The 15,114-nt window shown below is 59.1% G+C and carries 12 protein-coding genes and 1 pseudogene; 7 read left to right on the top strand and 6 right to left on the bottom strand.

Annotated features, from left to right (window positions below; all coding sequences use genetic code 11):
• Window positions 1-514: 514 nt before the first annotated feature.
• Window positions 515-1,561: a transposase gene (locus KDL09_RS04010; protein WP_294381630.1), complete on the bottom strand. Its 1,047-nt coding sequence runs from the start codon at window positions 1,559-1,561 to the stop codon at window positions 515-517.
• A 327-nt stretch (window positions 1,562-1,888) separates the two neighbouring features.
• Between KDL09_RS04010 and KDL09_RS04005 the strand changes: the two genes are divergently transcribed.
• The 3 genes and pseudogenes from KDL09_RS04005 (at window position 1,889) to KDL09_RS25150 (ending at window position 7,535) form a co-directional block, all read left to right on the top strand.
• Complete coding sequence (locus tag KDL09_RS04005; RefSeq protein ID WP_294381629.1) at window positions 1,889-3,019, top strand: efflux RND transporter periplasmic adaptor subunit; 1,131 nt, start codon at window positions 1,889-1,891, stop codon at window positions 3,017-3,019.
• Between the two features lies 1 nt (window position 3,020).
• Window positions 3,021-6,098 (top strand): annotated as a pseudogene (locus tag KDL09_RS04000) (efflux RND transporter permease subunit); the annotation flags it as partial.
• Between the two features lie 30 nt (window positions 6,099-6,128).
• Window positions 6,129-7,535, top strand: a complete 1,407-nt coding sequence (locus tag KDL09_RS25150) for an efflux transporter outer membrane subunit (protein WP_345781066.1) — start codon at window positions 6,129-6,131, stop codon at window positions 7,533-7,535.
• A 4-nt stretch (window positions 7,536-7,539) separates the two neighbouring features.
• Here KDL09_RS25150 and KDL09_RS03995 read toward each other — a convergent pair whose 3' ends face one another.
• Entirely contained in the window at window positions 7,540-7,821 is a 282-nt protein-coding gene (locus KDL09_RS03995) for a hypothetical protein (RefSeq protein ID WP_294381625.1), read from the bottom strand.
• A gap of 122 nt (window positions 7,822-7,943) precedes the next feature.
• Between KDL09_RS03995 and KDL09_RS03990 the strand changes: the two genes are divergently transcribed.
• Together KDL09_RS03990 and KDL09_RS03985 are read left to right on the top strand one after the other, a co-directional pair.
• Complete coding sequence (locus tag KDL09_RS03990; protein WP_294381624.1) at window positions 7,944-8,495, top strand: sigma-70 family RNA polymerase sigma factor; 552 nt, start codon at window positions 7,944-7,946, stop codon at window positions 8,493-8,495.
• Window positions 8,492-9,931 (top strand): YfbK domain-containing protein, encoded by a 1,440-nt coding sequence (locus KDL09_RS03985; RefSeq protein ID WP_294381621.1) that lies wholly within the window; start codon window positions 8,492-8,494, stop codon window positions 9,929-9,931. Before KDL09_RS03990 ends, KDL09_RS03985 begins: the two co-directional genes overlap by 4 nt.
• 18 nt (window positions 9,932-9,949) lie before the next feature.
• Here KDL09_RS03985 and KDL09_RS03980 read toward each other — a convergent pair whose 3' ends face one another.
• The gene (locus KDL09_RS03980) at window positions 9,950-10,999 is read right to left on the bottom strand and encodes a CHAD domain-containing protein (RefSeq protein ID WP_294381617.1); all 1,050 of its coding nucleotides are present in this window, start codon (window positions 10,997-10,999) and stop codon (window positions 9,950-9,952) included.
• 35 nt (window positions 11,000-11,034) lie between these two features.
• On the opposite strand from KDL09_RS03980, the gene trxA reads away from it, so the two are divergent.
• Window positions 11,035-11,364 (top strand): thioredoxin, encoded by a 330-nt coding sequence (gene trxA / locus KDL09_RS03975; RefSeq protein ID WP_294381615.1) that lies wholly within the window; start codon window positions 11,035-11,037, stop codon window positions 11,362-11,364.
• Between the two features lie 33 nt (window positions 11,365-11,397).
• On the opposite strand, the gene KDL09_RS03970 is transcribed toward trxA, so the two are convergent.
• Complete coding sequence (locus tag KDL09_RS03970; protein WP_294381612.1) at window positions 11,398-12,477, bottom strand: ATP-dependent 6-phosphofructokinase; 1,080 nt, start codon at window positions 12,475-12,477, stop codon at window positions 11,398-11,400.
• Window positions 12,478-12,540: 63 nt separating this feature from the next.
• Window positions 12,541-13,494: a serine hydrolase gene (locus tag KDL09_RS03965; protein WP_294381610.1), complete on the bottom strand. Its 954-nt coding sequence runs from the start codon at window positions 13,492-13,494 to the stop codon at window positions 12,541-12,543.
• Between the two features lie 105 nt (window positions 13,495-13,599).
• On the opposite strand from KDL09_RS03965, the gene KDL09_RS03960 reads away from it, so the two are divergent.
• Entirely contained in the window at window positions 13,600-14,016 is a 417-nt protein-coding gene (locus KDL09_RS03960; protein WP_294381607.1) for a ketosteroid isomerase-related protein, read from the top strand.
• An 18-nt stretch (window positions 14,017-14,034) separates the two neighbouring features.
• Here KDL09_RS03960 and KDL09_RS03955 read toward each other — a convergent pair.
• On the bottom strand, window positions 14,035-15,114 hold a 1,080-nt coding region (locus tag KDL09_RS03955; protein ID WP_294381606.1), incomplete at its 5' end, for a prenyltransferase/squalene oxidase repeat-containing protein.

Genomic DNA, 15,114 nt, shown 5'->3' with positions numbered 1-15,114 from the left:
TGCCCGCTCAGGTAAAACAGACCTGCAGCTGATCTCAGGCCACTCGGCCATGCTTCCCGTGGAAAACCCGGCGGCTTGCGTTCGCGGCGATTTGAGTTCATGGACAGCGTGACATCATCAGGTCAGTCGCATCTCTACCGAAGTCTTGTTTCAACTTCCTCCCCTGCACTTGCGCCCGGAAGAATGCGGAACGGTGAACCGGGAACGCGCCATGAGGAGGGCAAGGCGTTGGGGTGTTCAGTTGGAAGTAAGTTTTCTTTTCTCCGACAAAAAAACGTTGTCAGGACCATGAATGATCCGCAGCCGCAAGTGTGAGAGCGCTGGCTGCGAAGAATGCGTGGCGCTGCTCCAAAAATAGGAGGGTTCAAAAACCGAGATGCTGGCCTGATTTCAAATTCTCCAAATGGGTTGGCACGGCCAATGCCATTGGTTGGCTCGTGGGTTCATTTATAGTTCTTTCATGAAAACTGGGAGTTAAGGAAAACGGGGTCAGTGTGCAAATTATTGACAGCACTCATGTTGATTCCAGATGCTTTTTCAGTGCCTCTGTCAGCGCCGCCAACGCACGCTTTCGGTTCAGCCGCCGCAGCTGTTGGCTCACGTTCGCCGCGCTCTTCATCGCCAGCTTCTCCGCCAACCATTCCTGCGACACCACCGTCCGCCGCCAGAGATGATCGGCCAGCATGAGCTTGCGCGGGTCGGATCCTTTCAAGCGCTCCAGTTCTCCCGGCTTGATGCCTGCGACCCTCAAGCCCGCCTTCAACCATGCCTCGGCGTTCCGTTCGTCATGACGTGCCACGTGATGATCAGCGCGGTAGGCACGCGCCCTGGGAGACTTGGTTTTCAGCACGCCCGCCGCCAGTTTGCGCATCGCCTCCCCGAAGGCCTGCGTGCCCCAATACCATCCGCGCCGCAGGTGGCTGGCCCGCGCATCCACTTCCTCGCTCTGCGGCGGCACTCCGCAGCTTTGGATCTCCTCGCTCACCGCACGACGGTCCAGACGCTGCACCATCCGGCGTCGTCCGGCCGTGGTGTCGGCAAGTTCGAAGGCCTTCAAGCCGCTCTCCACGGCCAGCCACTTCGCACGCTTCTTCGGCGGCAGCGCATAGCCGCCCGCCACGCTGCTCCACGCATAGTCCAGCACGCTCTGCCCCGCCTTGGGCCGGAGGATCCGTGCGCGCACAGGGTTGAGGTGGATGTAATCCATCAGCGTCTGGTAGTGATGACGGTCCTCGCCCTCCACGATCACCGCCTTGTAGCGATCGCCAAACAAGCGCCCCCACTTGCGATGCCGCACGTTGTAACGCCGTGTCAGCGTGTTTTGCAGCCACGCCATCCCCGCCACGAGGTTCGGCTCGGGCGTCTGGAGGAAGAGATGGTAGTGGTTGCTCATCAACACCCACGCATGCACCCGCCAGCCGGTCATCTCGCAGGCCTGGCTCAGCGTGTGCAGAAAAAAGCGCCGGTCGTCGTCATCATGGAAGATGTCCTCTCGGCGGTTGCCGCGGGCCATCACGTGGTAATACGCCCCGGCGGACTGGATGCGGATGCTGCGGGCCATAGCGCGTCTTTGACGCGAAAGCCAAATCTGTCAAGAAGTTGCACACTGACCCCATTGCTCCATTGCTCTGACCCCATTGCTCCATTGCTCCGTTCGTTTTTCTCGCATCTTGGAGAACAAATGGACGATGGTGACCAAGCCGCCCGCGGCCGCATGTTCCCGAGGGTAACCGCCGACCTCACCCGCGACCTGTCTCGGAACTCGGTTGAATTGCAGGGCTGCAGTTCCTGCCCTGCCGATGCTGACCATTTGCTGACAAAAAAATCTGCGTGATCCAGTCTTTGCTGCTAGCGATTTCGTTGGCGCGCGTTTGTTTGAAGCCCCCTCATGCCCGAAGCCAGACCCAGTGCCTACGTTCGACTTTTTGTGTTCGTTCTCGTGACGGGAATCGTGATGGGGGGAGGCTGGTTTTTCCTGAAAAAACAAGATCAGGCCGCGGCGGCCAATCCGGCAAAAGCTGCAAAGGGAATGGCACGAGTTTTGGTGGCAAAAGTGGCGAAGGAGAACTATGCGCTCGATCTCGACGCTATTGGCACGGTGCGGGCGTTTGAGTCCATCGACATCAGTTCCAATGTCACCGAATCGGTGACGCAGCTCTCGTTCAACGACGGGGATTTCGTCAAGAAAGGCACGCTGCTCGCCCTGTTGAGCGATGCGGAGGAGCAGGCGATGCTGGCTTCGGCAAAGGCGACGCTGGCGGAGGAGGAGCGTGAAATCGAACGTCTCAAAAACCTGGTCAAAGACGGTGCGGCTCCCGAGGCGCGGCTCGCGGAGCGTCTGACGCTTGCGGACATTGCGAAGCAGAAAATCCTCGAGGCTCAGGCGCGGCTGGCGGACCGGCGCATCACGGCACCGTTTGACGGCTGGCTCGGACTGCGACGCATCAGCGTGGGGGCCTTGGTGACACCGGGGACGATCATTGCTTCTCTGGACAAAATCGACGTGGTGAAGATCGACTTTTCCGTGCCGGAAACCTATCTCGGCAGTGTGAAGCCCGGTACGCTCATCACGGCACGCACCGACTCCGACCGTGAGCGCAAATATGAAGGCAAGGTGTCGCAGTTGGATTCACGCATCGATCCGGTGACGCGTTCGATTCCCACCCGAGCCGAGGTTCCCAATCCGGATCTCGCCTTGAAGCCGGGAATGCTCGTCATGGTCAGGCTTGTGGTGGAGCCGAAGCTGTCGCTTTCCATTCCGGAACGTGCGCTGGTGCCGGTGGGTGCCAAAGCGTTTGTGTTTTCGATTCAGAACGACCGGGCGAAGCGGGTCGAAGTCAAAACGGGCCGCCGCAAGCCAGGATTTGTAGAGATCATCAGCGGCTTGAGAGAAGGGCAGGTGATCATCGCCGACGGTCTGGTGGGATTGCAGGATGGAGCGGCGGTGAAGATCGCAGGGAACTACGCCGGACCGGTGAAGGCGTTCAATCCGGAACAAGAGGCGGCGGAGACACCCTGAGATGTGGCTTTCGGATACATCGGTGCGCCGTCCTGTGCTGGCGATGGTGATGAACCTGATTCTCATCGCCTTTGGTGTGGTCGCTTACATTCGACTGCAGGTGCGCGAGTATCCGGACATTGAGCCGCCGATCGTGACTGTGGAAACCTCCTATCGCGGCGCGTCGGCGGCCGTGGTGGAGCGTCGTATCACCCAGCGGTTGGAGGACCGCATCTCGCAGGTGGAGGCGATCAGCAACATCTCTTCCGTGAGTGCTGACGGCAAATCGGAGATCACGGTGGAGTTCAATCTGGGCCGGGATCTTGATGCCGCGGCCAATGATATTCGTGAAGCGATCAGCCCCATTCTGGCGTCGTTTCCCGACGAGGTGGATCCTCCGAACGTGGGCAAGACGGAATTGAGCTCCGAGGTGCTGATGTATCTCAACCTCACCAGCGATGCTCGTGGCATGCTCGAACTGACGGACTACGCCGAGCGTTATTTGGTCGATCGCTTTTCACGCCTGCCAGGCATCGCACGTGTGCGCATCAACGGCGGAGCGCGCTACTCTTTGCGTGTCTGGTTGGATCGTGAAGCGCTTGCCGCGCGCGGACTCACGGCACTGGATATTGAAAACGCGTTGCGGCGTGAAAACGTGGATCCGCCGGCTGGAACAGTGCAGTCACTCGACCGCCAGTTCACGGTGCGCATCAACCGCCAGTTCAAGACGCCTGAAGACTTTAGCAATCTGGTCGTCGCCCGGGGTGAGAACGGTTATCAGGTGCGCCTGGGGGAGGTGGCGAAGGTTGAACTCGGTGCCGATGAGGCGCGGACGATTTTCAAAGGCAACCGTGTGCGCATGGTTTCGCTGGGCATGATCCGTCAGTCGCGTGCGAACCCGCTCGCGGTGGCTCGTGCGGTGCGTGAGGAGGCTGAAAAGGTGCGTGAGACATTGCCCGCGGACCTGAAGCTGGAGAACAGCTATGACATCAGCCAGTTCATCGAAGAGTCGATTCATGAAGTTTATCGCACGCTGATCATCGCGCTCGTGCTGGTGATCGCGATCATCTATTTGTTCCTGGGCAGCATGCGTGCCGTGCTGGTGCCAATGCTTGCAGTTCCGGTCAGCATGCTGGCCACCTGCATCGTGCTGCTGGCTCTGGATTACTCGATGAACACGCTGACGCTGCTTGCCTTCGTATTGGCGATCGGGCTTGTGGTGGATGATGCCATCGTGGTGCTGGAAAACATTCATCGCCGCATTGAGGAGGGGGAGACGCCCCTGGTGGCCGCGTATCTCGGCACGCGTCAGGTCGGATTCGCCGTAGTGGCGACCACGCTGGTGCTCATGTCGGTGTTTGTGCCGGTGACGTTCATGCCGGGCGATGCTGGAAGATTGTTTGCAGAGTTCAGCGTGACTCTTGCGATTGCCGTGGGGTTCAGCGGGTTCGTGGCGCTGACGCTGTCGCCCATGCTTGCGTCGAAAATTCTGCGCAATCGCGAGCAGGACAATCTGGTGGCCCGCCTGCTTGAGCGCGTATTTTTGGCTGTGCAGAGAGTGTATCGAAAGGCGCTCGGAGTGGCTCTGCAGTTTCCCGCCACGACGGTGCCGGTCGTTTTGGGGGTCATGCTGATGTGCTGGTGGTTGTTGCGCACGATTCCGGATGAGTTCACACCGCGCGAGGATCGGGGTTCCTTTTTCATCACGGCCACGGGTCCGCCTGGAACCACCTATGCCAGCACGGTCGAGACGTTGGAGACCCTGCACGAACGGCTCATGTATCTGGTTGAGGAAAAGGGTGAGGCCACGCGCGTCATCGCCCGGGCACCGCGGTCATTCGGCACGACGGCTGACTTTAACGAGGGCATCAATGTCATCACTTTGACGCCCTTCGGAACGCGCCGGGACGGTTTCGAGATCATGTCGGACGTGCGCGCGAAGATCGCGGACATCCCCGATGCGAAGATGGCGGTTATCATGCGTCAGGGGATGATGCGCGGACTTTTCAAGCCGCTGCAGCTTGTGCTCAGTGGTCCCACGTTTGAAGAGCTGGCAGAATGGCGTGACATCATCATGGACAAAGCCGCCGCCAATTCGCGACTGGTGGGGCTGGACTGCGACTACCGCGAGACCAAGCCGCAGTTGAATGTGAGCATCAATCACACGCGTGCGGCCGATCTCGGTGTCTCGTCGGAAAACGTCGGACGAACTTTGGAAACATTGCTAGGCGGACGCCGCGCGACTACTTTCCTGCATCAGGGCGAGGAGTACGATGTGATTCTCGAAGGCAGCTACGCCGACAAGCGCAGCCCTTTGGACCTGAACAACATTTTCGTGCGCAGCGAAAAGAGCGGACAGCTCATTCCCCTGGCAAATTTGGTGACGATGACCGAGTTCGCTGACAGCGGCACGCTGAACCGATACAACCGCATGCGCAGCATTACGTTCGACGCGGATTTGGCGGATGGCTACAGCCTCGGGGAGGCGGTGGCATACATGGAGCAGTTGATTCACGACGAACTGCCGGCATCTGCGGTGGTTGGCTACAAAGGCAACGCCCTTAAGCTGAAGGAGAACAGCGGCAGCATCGGTCTGATTTTCGCGCTCGCCCTGCTCATCGCCTTCCTCGTGCTCGCGGCGCAGTTTGAGAGTTTCGTTCATCCATTCACGATCATGCTGACGGTTCCCATGGCCGTCGCGGGTGCGCTGCTTGGACTGCAGATCATGGGAATGAACCAGAGCATCTACAGTCAGATCGGACTCATCATGCTCATCGGTCTGGCGGCGAAGAACGGCATTCTCATCGTCGAATTCATCAACCAGCTCCGCGATGAAGGCGTGGAGTTTCATGAAGCGGTGTTGAAGGCCGGGGAGCAGCGTTTGCGGCCCATCGTGATGACGGCTCTCTCCACGGTGATGGGGGCGCTGCCGTTGATGCTTGGCAAAGGGGCGGGCTATGAAACGCGCATGGTGGTGGGCGTGGTGATCGTGTTTGGTGTGACTTCTGCCACTGTAGTCACCCTGTTTCTCGTGCCCATGGTGTATGCCTTGATTGCCCGGCGCACCGGTTCACCGCTTGATGTCACCCGCAAGCTGGAGTCTGCACTTACGGGTGAAGAATCATCGTCCATGAAGAACTATCCCGCCCTGCTGCATCTGCTGCTGTTTGCCTTTCTGCTGCTGCCGTCCTGCAATCTCGCTCCCAAGTATCTGAAGCCGAAGCCGGAGCTGCCCAAGGAGTTCAAAACCAGCGGCCCATGGCGCACGGCGCGGCCGAAGGATGAGGCGAGCCGGGGAGAGTGGTGGAGGCTGTTCGGTGATGCTCGGCTCGATGCCCTCATGAAGCAGGCACACGCAGGCAGTCCGACGTTGGAGCTCGCGATGCATCGGGTGACTGAAGCAAGAGCGCTGGCGCGTGCGGACCGGGCGGGCCTGTTTCCGTTTCTGACATTGAACAGTTCTTCATCGCGCAGCCGCGGTTCGAGCAACATGAAGTTTCAGTTCGCCGGCGGTCGGACGCGCAACGTGTTCGGTGCCACGCTCGACTTCCAATATGAGCTCGATTTCTGGGGCAAGCTGCGCAATCAAAGCAGCGCCGGTGCGGCACGCGCGGAAGCTGAGCAGGCCAGCTATCACAACGTGTTGCTGGGTCTGCAGAGCGAACTGGCGATGAATTACTTCGCACTGCGGGCGCAGGATGCGCAGATTGCACTGCTGGCGCGCAACGTGGCGCTACGGCGCAAGACGGTGGAACTGGCCCGCACGCGGTTTGCGCAGGGTGACATCGCACAGATCGATGTGGCCCAGGCGGAGACGGATCTGGCTTCGACAGAGGCGGAGGCGATCGGTCTCGAGAAGCGGCGGGCAGAACTCGAACATGCCATTGCCTTGCTGCTGGGTACCACTCCGTCGCAGTTCAGCCAGCCCGCTCACGAGATCAGCGGTGCACCTCCGTCCGTGCCTGCCAGCGTGCCGAGCGATCTGTTGGAGCGTCGTCCTGATATTGCTGCTGCGGAGCGCCAGATGGCTTCATTGAATGCGGAGATTGGTGTGGCAAAGGCGGCGTTGTTTCCGAGCCTGAGCATCGGTGTCACCGGGGGAACTCAGACGAGCTATTTGTGGAAGATCGGCGACGCCCAGAGCCGTGTTTGGGGGCTGGGGCCGGCGGCAGTTGAATGGCCGCTGCTGCGGGGCGGGGGAGTCAGGGCGAACATTGAGGCCACTCAGGCGCGCTATGATCAGGCGGCCGCGAGTTATAAGAGCACGGTGCTCGGTGCCATGCGCGACGCGGAGGATGCGTTGAGCGGTCTTGCCGTTTTAAAGCGTCAGACTGCGGCCCAAGAGTCGACCGTTGCTTCGGCGAAGCAAGCGCTTGAACTGTCCCGCAAGCGTTACGATGCCGGTCTCGTGGCCTACTACGAGGTGCTGGACAGTCAGCGAACTCTGCTGCGGGCCGAACAGGAGGTCACACGCCTGCGCGGAGAGAGCTACCTGGCCTGTGTGCTCCTGATCAAGGCCCTCGGTGGCGGCTGGTGATCTGTCACTTCTTTCCCTGTGGCAGCGTGTAGGTCTGTCCGTCGATTTTTCCACCCACCATTTCCTGCACGGACTTGAGCTGCTCGCTCATGGAGTTGTTCAAGGCCTCACCGTTGTTTTTCGAAAACTCGACGGCTCGGCTGGAGGTGGAAGACACCGCTTCCGCGGGGGCTGTCTGAGCGGCTGGCTTGGGTTCTTCCAGCAGCCATTGGACCAACCAGATTCCGCCACCCAAGGCGAGCAGAATCAGCAGAAATGAAGTGCCGGACGAGGAAGATTCACTCACAATACCCGTTTCAACGCCTCTGCTTGGTCCAAGATTGCGGTTTCCAATGCGGAAAATGACGGCAACTTGGTCGTCGGCCTAATTTCTTCTCGTGTCTGACCGTTTCACACCCGAACTCACGCATGCCCGCCCAACACGTTCAGGATGAAGCCTCCGTGCTGGTCAGGCGAGCGCTGGATCAGCATGAAAGCACCCTTATCGCCTACACAGCCGGCATCCTCGGTGGAGACATCGAGCGTGCCCGTGATGTCGTGCAGGATGCCATGCTTCGGCTCTACCTCACTGAACCGGAACGGGTACGGGAGAATCTTAAATCATGGCTCTTTACCGTCTGTCGCAACCGTGCCTTCGACATCCTGCGCAAAGAACAACGGCTGGAACTTGGCAATGAGGAGGTCATCGACGCAGCCACCGATCACGAACTCGATCCTTCCCAGAGCGCCGGCATGCATGAACTCTACGAGCACATCTGGCGTTGCGTGGACCGGTTGCGGCCCAACCAGCGTGAGGTCGTTCGACTCAAGTTCCTGCACGACTGCTCCTATCAGGAAATCGCAGGCATTACCGGGCTCAGCATCGGCAATGTCGGCTTCATCATGCATCACGCGATCAAGAAACTCCGCGAACTGATGAGCACCGACGTGAGTGAAGAATACTCCCCAACCCATTCATGAATCCACAAGACAATCCCCACTTTACCGCCTACGCGCTCGGAGAGCTGAGCGCCGAAGAGGCGCGTGCCTTGCATGAGGTGCTGGCCACCACGCCCGCCGCCATGCACGAGTTGGAACAGATCGAGGCCGTGACCGATGCCTTGCGGCAGGGTGCGCCCATCCCGCAATCCCGACTGACTCATGAGCAGCGGCACGCGGTGCTCCATCCTTCCAAACTGCCGCGTCGGATTCAGCCCATGATGCCTCGCAAACCCGCCGCGCGTCCGCGTCAAGTTTTCTGGCCGGTGATGGGATCGGTGCTCAAGATCGCGGCGGTTGTGAGTCTGACGGGGGCCGCATTTTTTGCCGGATGGTCGTTCAGCCCGGTGGTCAAAGACGCAGCGCAGGCTGTTGTGGTGTCTTCCAAGCCAAATCCACCTGTTGAAACGGTGGTGAAGCTCCTGCAACCTGTGGAAAAGACGGCTCCTGCTCCCATGGTGGTCGCTGACGTCCCTGCCAAGTCCGAGCCCAAACCTGTCGCAGTGCCTCAGAAACCCGAGCCTGCTCCGGCTCCTGCCAAAGCAGTTGCACAGGCCAAGCCTGCACCTGTTGTGAAGGAGGTGGTTGTCATCGAGACCGCACCGGCGGTCGCAACCCGCACGTCCGTGGCTGCGGGATCGCCAAATTTGGGTTTCACCATGCCTGCCGGCCGCACGGCCTTTGTTAGCACAACCAAGCAGGCAACAGATCAGTTCAGCCTGCATCCTGCGCAGATCAAACCCGCGCCGCCGAAGTCCAAAGGGCAGGTGTTTGCCTCGCCCAAGAGCACCAATTCCAAGTCCGAGGCCAAACCGGCAAAGGTGTCCGACTTGTTCATTCACTCGTGGAAAGCCGAGGTGGCAGACTGCCCGTGGAACCCTGCCAATCGTCTGCTGCGCGTTGTGATCCAGCTGCCGGCTGATCAGGCGGCCGTGCTTTCCTCCGACACCGCATTTCCTCTCGAGGTCACCTTTGACCAGGCGAATGTGAAACAATTCCGCATGCTGTGTGAGCGCCATCTCGCTGCGACTGAGCTGCGCAGCGCGGGCACCCACGTGTTGTGGTATGAGTTCCAGCCCAACGGCACCGGTGATATCCCGCGTGACAGCGGCCGTCAGGTCGCCACCGTGATACTTCCCAATGCCCGCTTCACGTCGCAGGCGGTCGGCCCGTTCGACAGCAGCAGGCTGCAGGTCATTGACCGAGGTTACTCGCTGCAGAATGCGCGGGAAGACTTCGTTTTTGAAACGTCGGTGGTTGGCTTCGGCCTTCTCCTGCGTGGGGAGGATCAACTGGGCAGCTTAAACCACGGTCTCGTGCTGAACCTCGCGAAGCAAGCTAAAGGAGCCGATGCCGGTGGTGAGAGGGCCCGCTTCATCCGCTTGGTCCAAGATGCGCAACGCGCAACCGGACTGTGAACCGAGTGAGTGTCAGGATCAGGTGGAATGCGTGATTCTGCCGCTGAAGCGCGTGCAGTGTTGCGCGTAGAGCTTGTGTCCGAGTGAGAGGTAGCGTTCCCGAAGGTCGCTTCGGTGCTCATTGATCACCTGCACCCAGGGGCTGTTGCGCATCGAAAAGGCGGGCTCGCGCGCGAGATTGGCCAGGTCGTGATCGCGCCCGAGCAGATGACCCAGGCGCTGGGCCCGTCTGATGCGACGCGCTGCGCCTGGGAGGTGGGACAGCGCGAGAGTTTGAAAATAGAGATCCTTCACACGGTGCCGCCAGCGGTGCAGGACTCGCTTGTCGGTGGTTTCAAAGGACTGTTTCATCAAACGTCGCCCCTTTCGATAGCAGTCAAAATGTTCTTCAAGCAGGTCCTGCTCGGAAAGTGAACCAATGCATGAGCTGTCGATGAGCTGGCCCATGGCATAGAGCTGATGGTGTAGATAAGACGCAGGCGGGGCGTCAAGTTTTGTGCCGGCCTGTTGCGGACGATGTTTGGATGCGAGATGAAAACGACGCGCGAGCTTGTCGACGAGCTTGCACCGAACCACATGATCGCGATTACCGGCGCAGGTGTTGCTGACGGTGCGCAGGTGAAGGCGCATGGCCTGGAATGTGTGTTCCTCGATGCCTTGACGGGCGAGACGAAGCAAAGCGAGCATCTTTTTCATTCGCACTCGCAGTTGGTGCGTGGCCGTTTCCTCATGGGATGACATTCTTCTCACATCATCTTGCGCACGTTCGCAGAGCTGATGCAACAAACGCTTCAACTTCCGGCCTGAAAAGCCCGTGGAGTCACGGCTTTGTTTCATAACTCTCATTGAGCCGAGAACCGTTCCAGACAGCAAGAAAGAGTTTTTCACATTCGCCGTCAAATGCTGGCAACAAGTGCCCCAGTTTATGTGAATTGTCTGATTCACTCCAATCAGTCGAGCCTCTGAGATTGTCGTCACATTCGCTCTGAGGGAATGTTTTTCCCAAACGCAGGCGGAGGGATGCTGAAAACTTTCGTTGATTCGCGTGCCTCTGATGCCAGCGTGCACGCGTAACCTTTCACCTAACCCCCATCAATCCTATCATGGCAAGCGAAGCAGTCCTCACTCTCACCGAAGCGAATTTTGAATCCGAAATCTCCAGTTCAACCGTGCCGGTGATCGTGGATTTCTGGGCCGAATGGTGCGGCCCCTGCCGAATGCTTGGACCGATCTTGGATGATTTGGCCAAGGAGCAGGAGGGCAAGGTGAAGATTGGCAAAGTGAACGTGGATGAATCTCCGAATCTCGCCACGCAGTTCAGCGTGCGTTCGATTCCCATGCTGGTTTTCTTCAAGGACGGCAAAGCAGTGGACACTGTCGTTGGCGTGCAGTCCAAGGATGCATTGACCAAGCGTCTTGCGGCGTTGGGCTGATCCTGCGGTTTCAAAGCTGTCGATCCTGAGTCATCAGGCATCTCCAAAGGAGATGCCGATGGCGCGGGCAGCTTTGACGATCTCGCTTTCCTTGGAGACGAGGCGAAGTTGGTGAACGGCATCCTCAATGGGAACATCGCCCACCTGATACTGCTGATAGCTGACCATGCGGCCGAAGCTGCCCTGCTCGATGAGTTCAACCGCCTTGGCGCCGAAACGTACGCCCAAAATGCGGTCAAGCGCCGTAGGGGCGCCACCACGCTGGAGGTGCCCAAGGGTGCAAGCACGAGTTTCCTTGCCGGTGTCTTTTTCGATGTGCTTGGCCACATAGTCGCCAATGCCACCGAGGCGGTCTTCCCCCTTCGTGCCAACGCGCTCTTTGGTGAGCAGTTCGCCTGTTTCCATGCGGGCTCCTTCGGCGACAACGACGAGGGTGCTGTGATGGCCGGCGGCATCGCGTTTGCGAATGGCTTTGGAGACGTGGTCGAAGTTGAAAGGAATCTCTGGTAGCAGGATGACGTCCGCGCCGCCAGCCATGCCGCCATAGAGCGCGATCCAGCCCGCATGACGGCCCATGACTTCCAAAACGATGACGCGCTTGTGGCTCTCGGCTGTGGTGTGGAGGCGGTCCAATGCATCAACGACGGTCGCTACCGCTGAATCAAAGCCGAAAGAGGTGGCAGTGGCCTGAATGTCATTGTCGATCGTTTTTGGCACTCCAATCACAGGGATGCCCATCTGATACAATTGAAGGCCGGTGGTGAGGCTGCCGTCGCCTCCGACCACGATGAGCGCGCCCACTTCAAGATGACGAAGCGTGTTTTTGGCCTTCTCGACGATTTCAGCCGGAACCTGGGAAACATTTCCCTCGCCCACTTTGGCGACGAAATGGCCTTTGTTTGTGGTGCCGAGAATCGTGCCGCCCAGTTTCATGATCCCGATCGTTTTTTCGGAATCGAGCATCATGTAGTCCCCCGGAGGCAGCAGGCCTTCGAAGCCGTCACGAAAACCGACAACTTCCCAACCAAGCGTGTGGGCTGCGCCAACGACACCATGGATAACCGCATTGAGTCCGGGGCAGTCCCCGCCGCTGTTTAAGATTCCGATTCGCATGAGGGTGTTTTTGGAAAAGTTTGTCTGAAGGGAAGGAGGTGCAGAAACGATGCCGGCTGAGGATTAAAAGTGGTCGAGCATCTGCCGCTTGTCGGTGATGGGACGTCCTGCAGCGAGCCACCTGTCGTAGGCGGCCCAGCCTTGGTGCAGCAACGTGCGCGCTTCGGCGAAAGGATTGGCCGAGCCGAGCACGACGACGACCATGCGGTGCCGGTAAATGAGGCTGGTGTTGTCTGCCTGCACCTGCACGCTGGATGGTTTCTCTGCCGAAATGACCACACAGCCGCCGGAACGCTCTGTATTGCCGGTTTTCACACCATCGATGCGATCAACACCAAGGAGTTGGTTGGTATTCTTCAAAGAAACACTCAGCTGTTGTCCAGCGCGGTAGATCGTGATGTCGCGGCTGCTCTGATTCGTGTAGAAGCGCAACGCTGGACGAGAGACGGCGTAGATGGCGAGCCGGCCGATATCTGCCGCCGTTGAATAGGGCATGGGGCGTGAATTCTCGAGACCGTGCGGATTGGTGAAGCGTGTCCCTCGGGCGCCTTCACGTGTGGCAAGCTGGTTCATCTGGCGCACGAACTCCTGCATCGGATGACCTGCCCGACCCAGTCGTGCCAGATGGTCGCGCCCCACGAAATCACTCAGCGTGATGGCGGCGATGTTGTCGCTGCTCATCATGGTGGCATAGATAAGATCGCGCAGGGTTACCTGGTCACCGGCTTGCAGACCGATGTTGCCCGCATCCGAGATCTGAAAGGCGTAGGCGGGAACAGTGGCCAGCACGCCAACGCCAACTTTGGAAGCCTCGGCCCAGTCGAGTGTGACCATGGCGGTCGCGATTTTGGCAAGCCCTCCTACAGGACGCTTTGTCTGGGCATTGCCGGCGACGTGCACTTTCTTGTTGAAGGCATCGACCACAAGCACGGCGGCTTGTGCCTGCACCGAAGTGGTGCCGGATGCCAGGATCAAACTGATGCAGAGAATCGATGCGCGGGAACGAAGCCACGCCATGCTGGGGGAGAACATAGGAAGCGGATGTTTAACTGTCTGCCCCGGCATCGCAACCGTGCTTTTCTGAATTGACGCTGACGCCGTCGAATTCATGCTGAGCGTCTCATGTCAAACCCGCAGCAGCAAACCCGCAGGCTCATCCAAACCTATTATGAAACTTTCAACTCGGGTGATCGCACGGCGTTTCTCGCCTTGCTGACCGAAGATGTCGTGCATGACATTAACCAAGGTGCTGTGGAAACCGGCAAAGCAGCCTTTCGTTCTTTTTTGGAGCGAATGGACCGCTGCTATCGCGAACAGGTGCATGACCTCGTCGTCTTCTCGAGCGAGGACGGCATGCGTGGTGCCGCCGAATTCTTCATCGAGGGCGAATACCTGGCCACTGACGACGGTCTTCCTCCTGCCACGGGACAACGCTATCGTCTGCGGGTTGGCGCGTTTTTTGATCTGCAGAATGGCTGTGTCCGCAGGATTACCAACTACTACAACCTCGAAGAGTGGTTGCGGCAGATTCGCGTGTGAAGCGGGGCGGTGGCAATCTTACTTGTCGAAGAATGACTCTTCCTCGCGGTCACCGACCTTGAGGTAGCGGTAATATACTTCGAGCTGCAGCGTGCAGAGGCACTGGCGGTAGATTTCATCGGCAGCATCGCCTGCAGGCCAGTTCGGACGGCCATGTTTAAACGAGCCATCGGCCTGTTGGGCGCTGAGAATCTGCGGCAGGAACTGCTGGTTGTAGAACTTCCAGTCGTCGCCTCCCTGTTGGAAGAAGGTCTGAGTGTAGTAGTACCAGCAGTAGAGGTTGCAGTTCTTGTTCCAGTCGAGCGGTTCGGCGGTGATGAACTCCCGCAGGAACTTGATGCCCTTCTTGATCGCGGTGGTCTTGCCCTTGGCCATCGTCTGGAGACCGAGGATACCCACACCAGAAAGACTCCATTGGTTGTAGTGCGCATCGCGATTGCTGCCGCCGAAACCACCGTCTTTCGTCTGCATGGTTTCGAGATAATCGGTCATCTTGCCGATGCAGGAGTGCATGCCGTCGATTTTCAAGCCGGTGTTCTTGGCGGCTTTGAGTGCCTGGAACTGCCAGCCCACCACGGAGAGGTCTGCGCCGCCGCCTTTGTTGTACACGATTTGATCCGGGCCGCCGTAGGCCCATGCTCCCTTGGCGGTCTGGTTGTCGATGATGACCTTCACGCCTTTCTCAAAGGCTTCGCGCATGCCCGGAAGCGACTTGCTGCCAAGACGCGCCAGCGTGTACATCTCACCCAGAGCATACGTCGCAATGCCGTGCTCATAGGTGCCGGCACCTCCGTTGCCGCCGGCGGCTTTGCCTTTCCAGCCTGTCTCGGAGAATATGCCATAAGGGTTCTTCTTGCTGACTTCGATGAGGTACATGATGCCCTTCATCACGTTGTCTCCGTAGAACGGCGACTCTGGCGTCTCACAACGGCCCAGGAAGCACAGCAGCGCCAGTCCGGTCATCGCGCACTTGTTGCCCCGGCCCCAGGAGCCGTCGGCGTTCTGCTTGCCCTTCAGCCACTCCAGCGACGCGCTCACAGCAGCCTCGCACTCCGGCGTCCCGCCGTTCTGCCTCAGCTTCTCCAAACGTTCCTGCGT

The organism is Prosthecobacter sp., from assembly GCF_020439865.1.
Lineage (GTDB): Bacteria > Verrucomicrobiota > Verrucomicrobiia > Verrucomicrobiales > Verrucomicrobiaceae > Prosthecobacter.
Note: the sequence above shows the minus strand (reverse complement) of the source record. Positions and strands in the feature narration are given on the sequence as shown.

Bases quoted from the DNA above. Each gene is read 5' to 3' on its own strand.
- KDL09_RS25150 (WP_345781066.1), top strand. From the start codon at position 6,129: ATGAAGAACTATCCCGCCCTGCTGCATCTGCTGCTGTTTGCCTTTCTG.
- KDL09_RS03965 (WP_294381610.1), bottom strand. From the start codon at position 13,494: ATGGCGTGGCTTCGTTCCCGCGCATCGATTCTCTGCATCAGTTTGATC.
- KDL09_RS04005 (WP_294381629.1), top strand. From the start codon at position 1,889: ATGCCCGAAGCCAGACCCAGTGCCTACGTTCGACTTTTTGTGTTCGTT.
- KDL09_RS04010 (WP_294381630.1), bottom strand. From the start codon at position 1,561: ATGGCCCGCAGCATCCGCATCCAGTCCGCCGGGGCGTATTACCACGTG.
- KDL09_RS03970 (WP_294381612.1), bottom strand. From the start codon at position 12,477: ATGCGAATCGGAATCTTAAACAGCGGCGGGGACTGCCCCGGACTCAAT.
- KDL09_RS03990 (WP_294381624.1), top strand. From the start codon at position 7,944: ATGCCCGCCCAACACGTTCAGGATGAAGCCTCCGTGCTGGTCAGGCGA.
- trxA (WP_294381615.1), top strand. From the start codon at position 11,035: ATGGCAAGCGAAGCAGTCCTCACTCTCACCGAAGCGAATTTTGAATCC.
- KDL09_RS03960 (WP_294381607.1), top strand. From the start codon at position 13,600: ATGTCAAACCCGCAGCAGCAAACCCGCAGGCTCATCCAAACCTATTAT.
- KDL09_RS03985 (WP_294381621.1), top strand. From the start codon at position 8,492: ATGAATCCACAAGACAATCCCCACTTTACCGCCTACGCGCTCGGAGAG.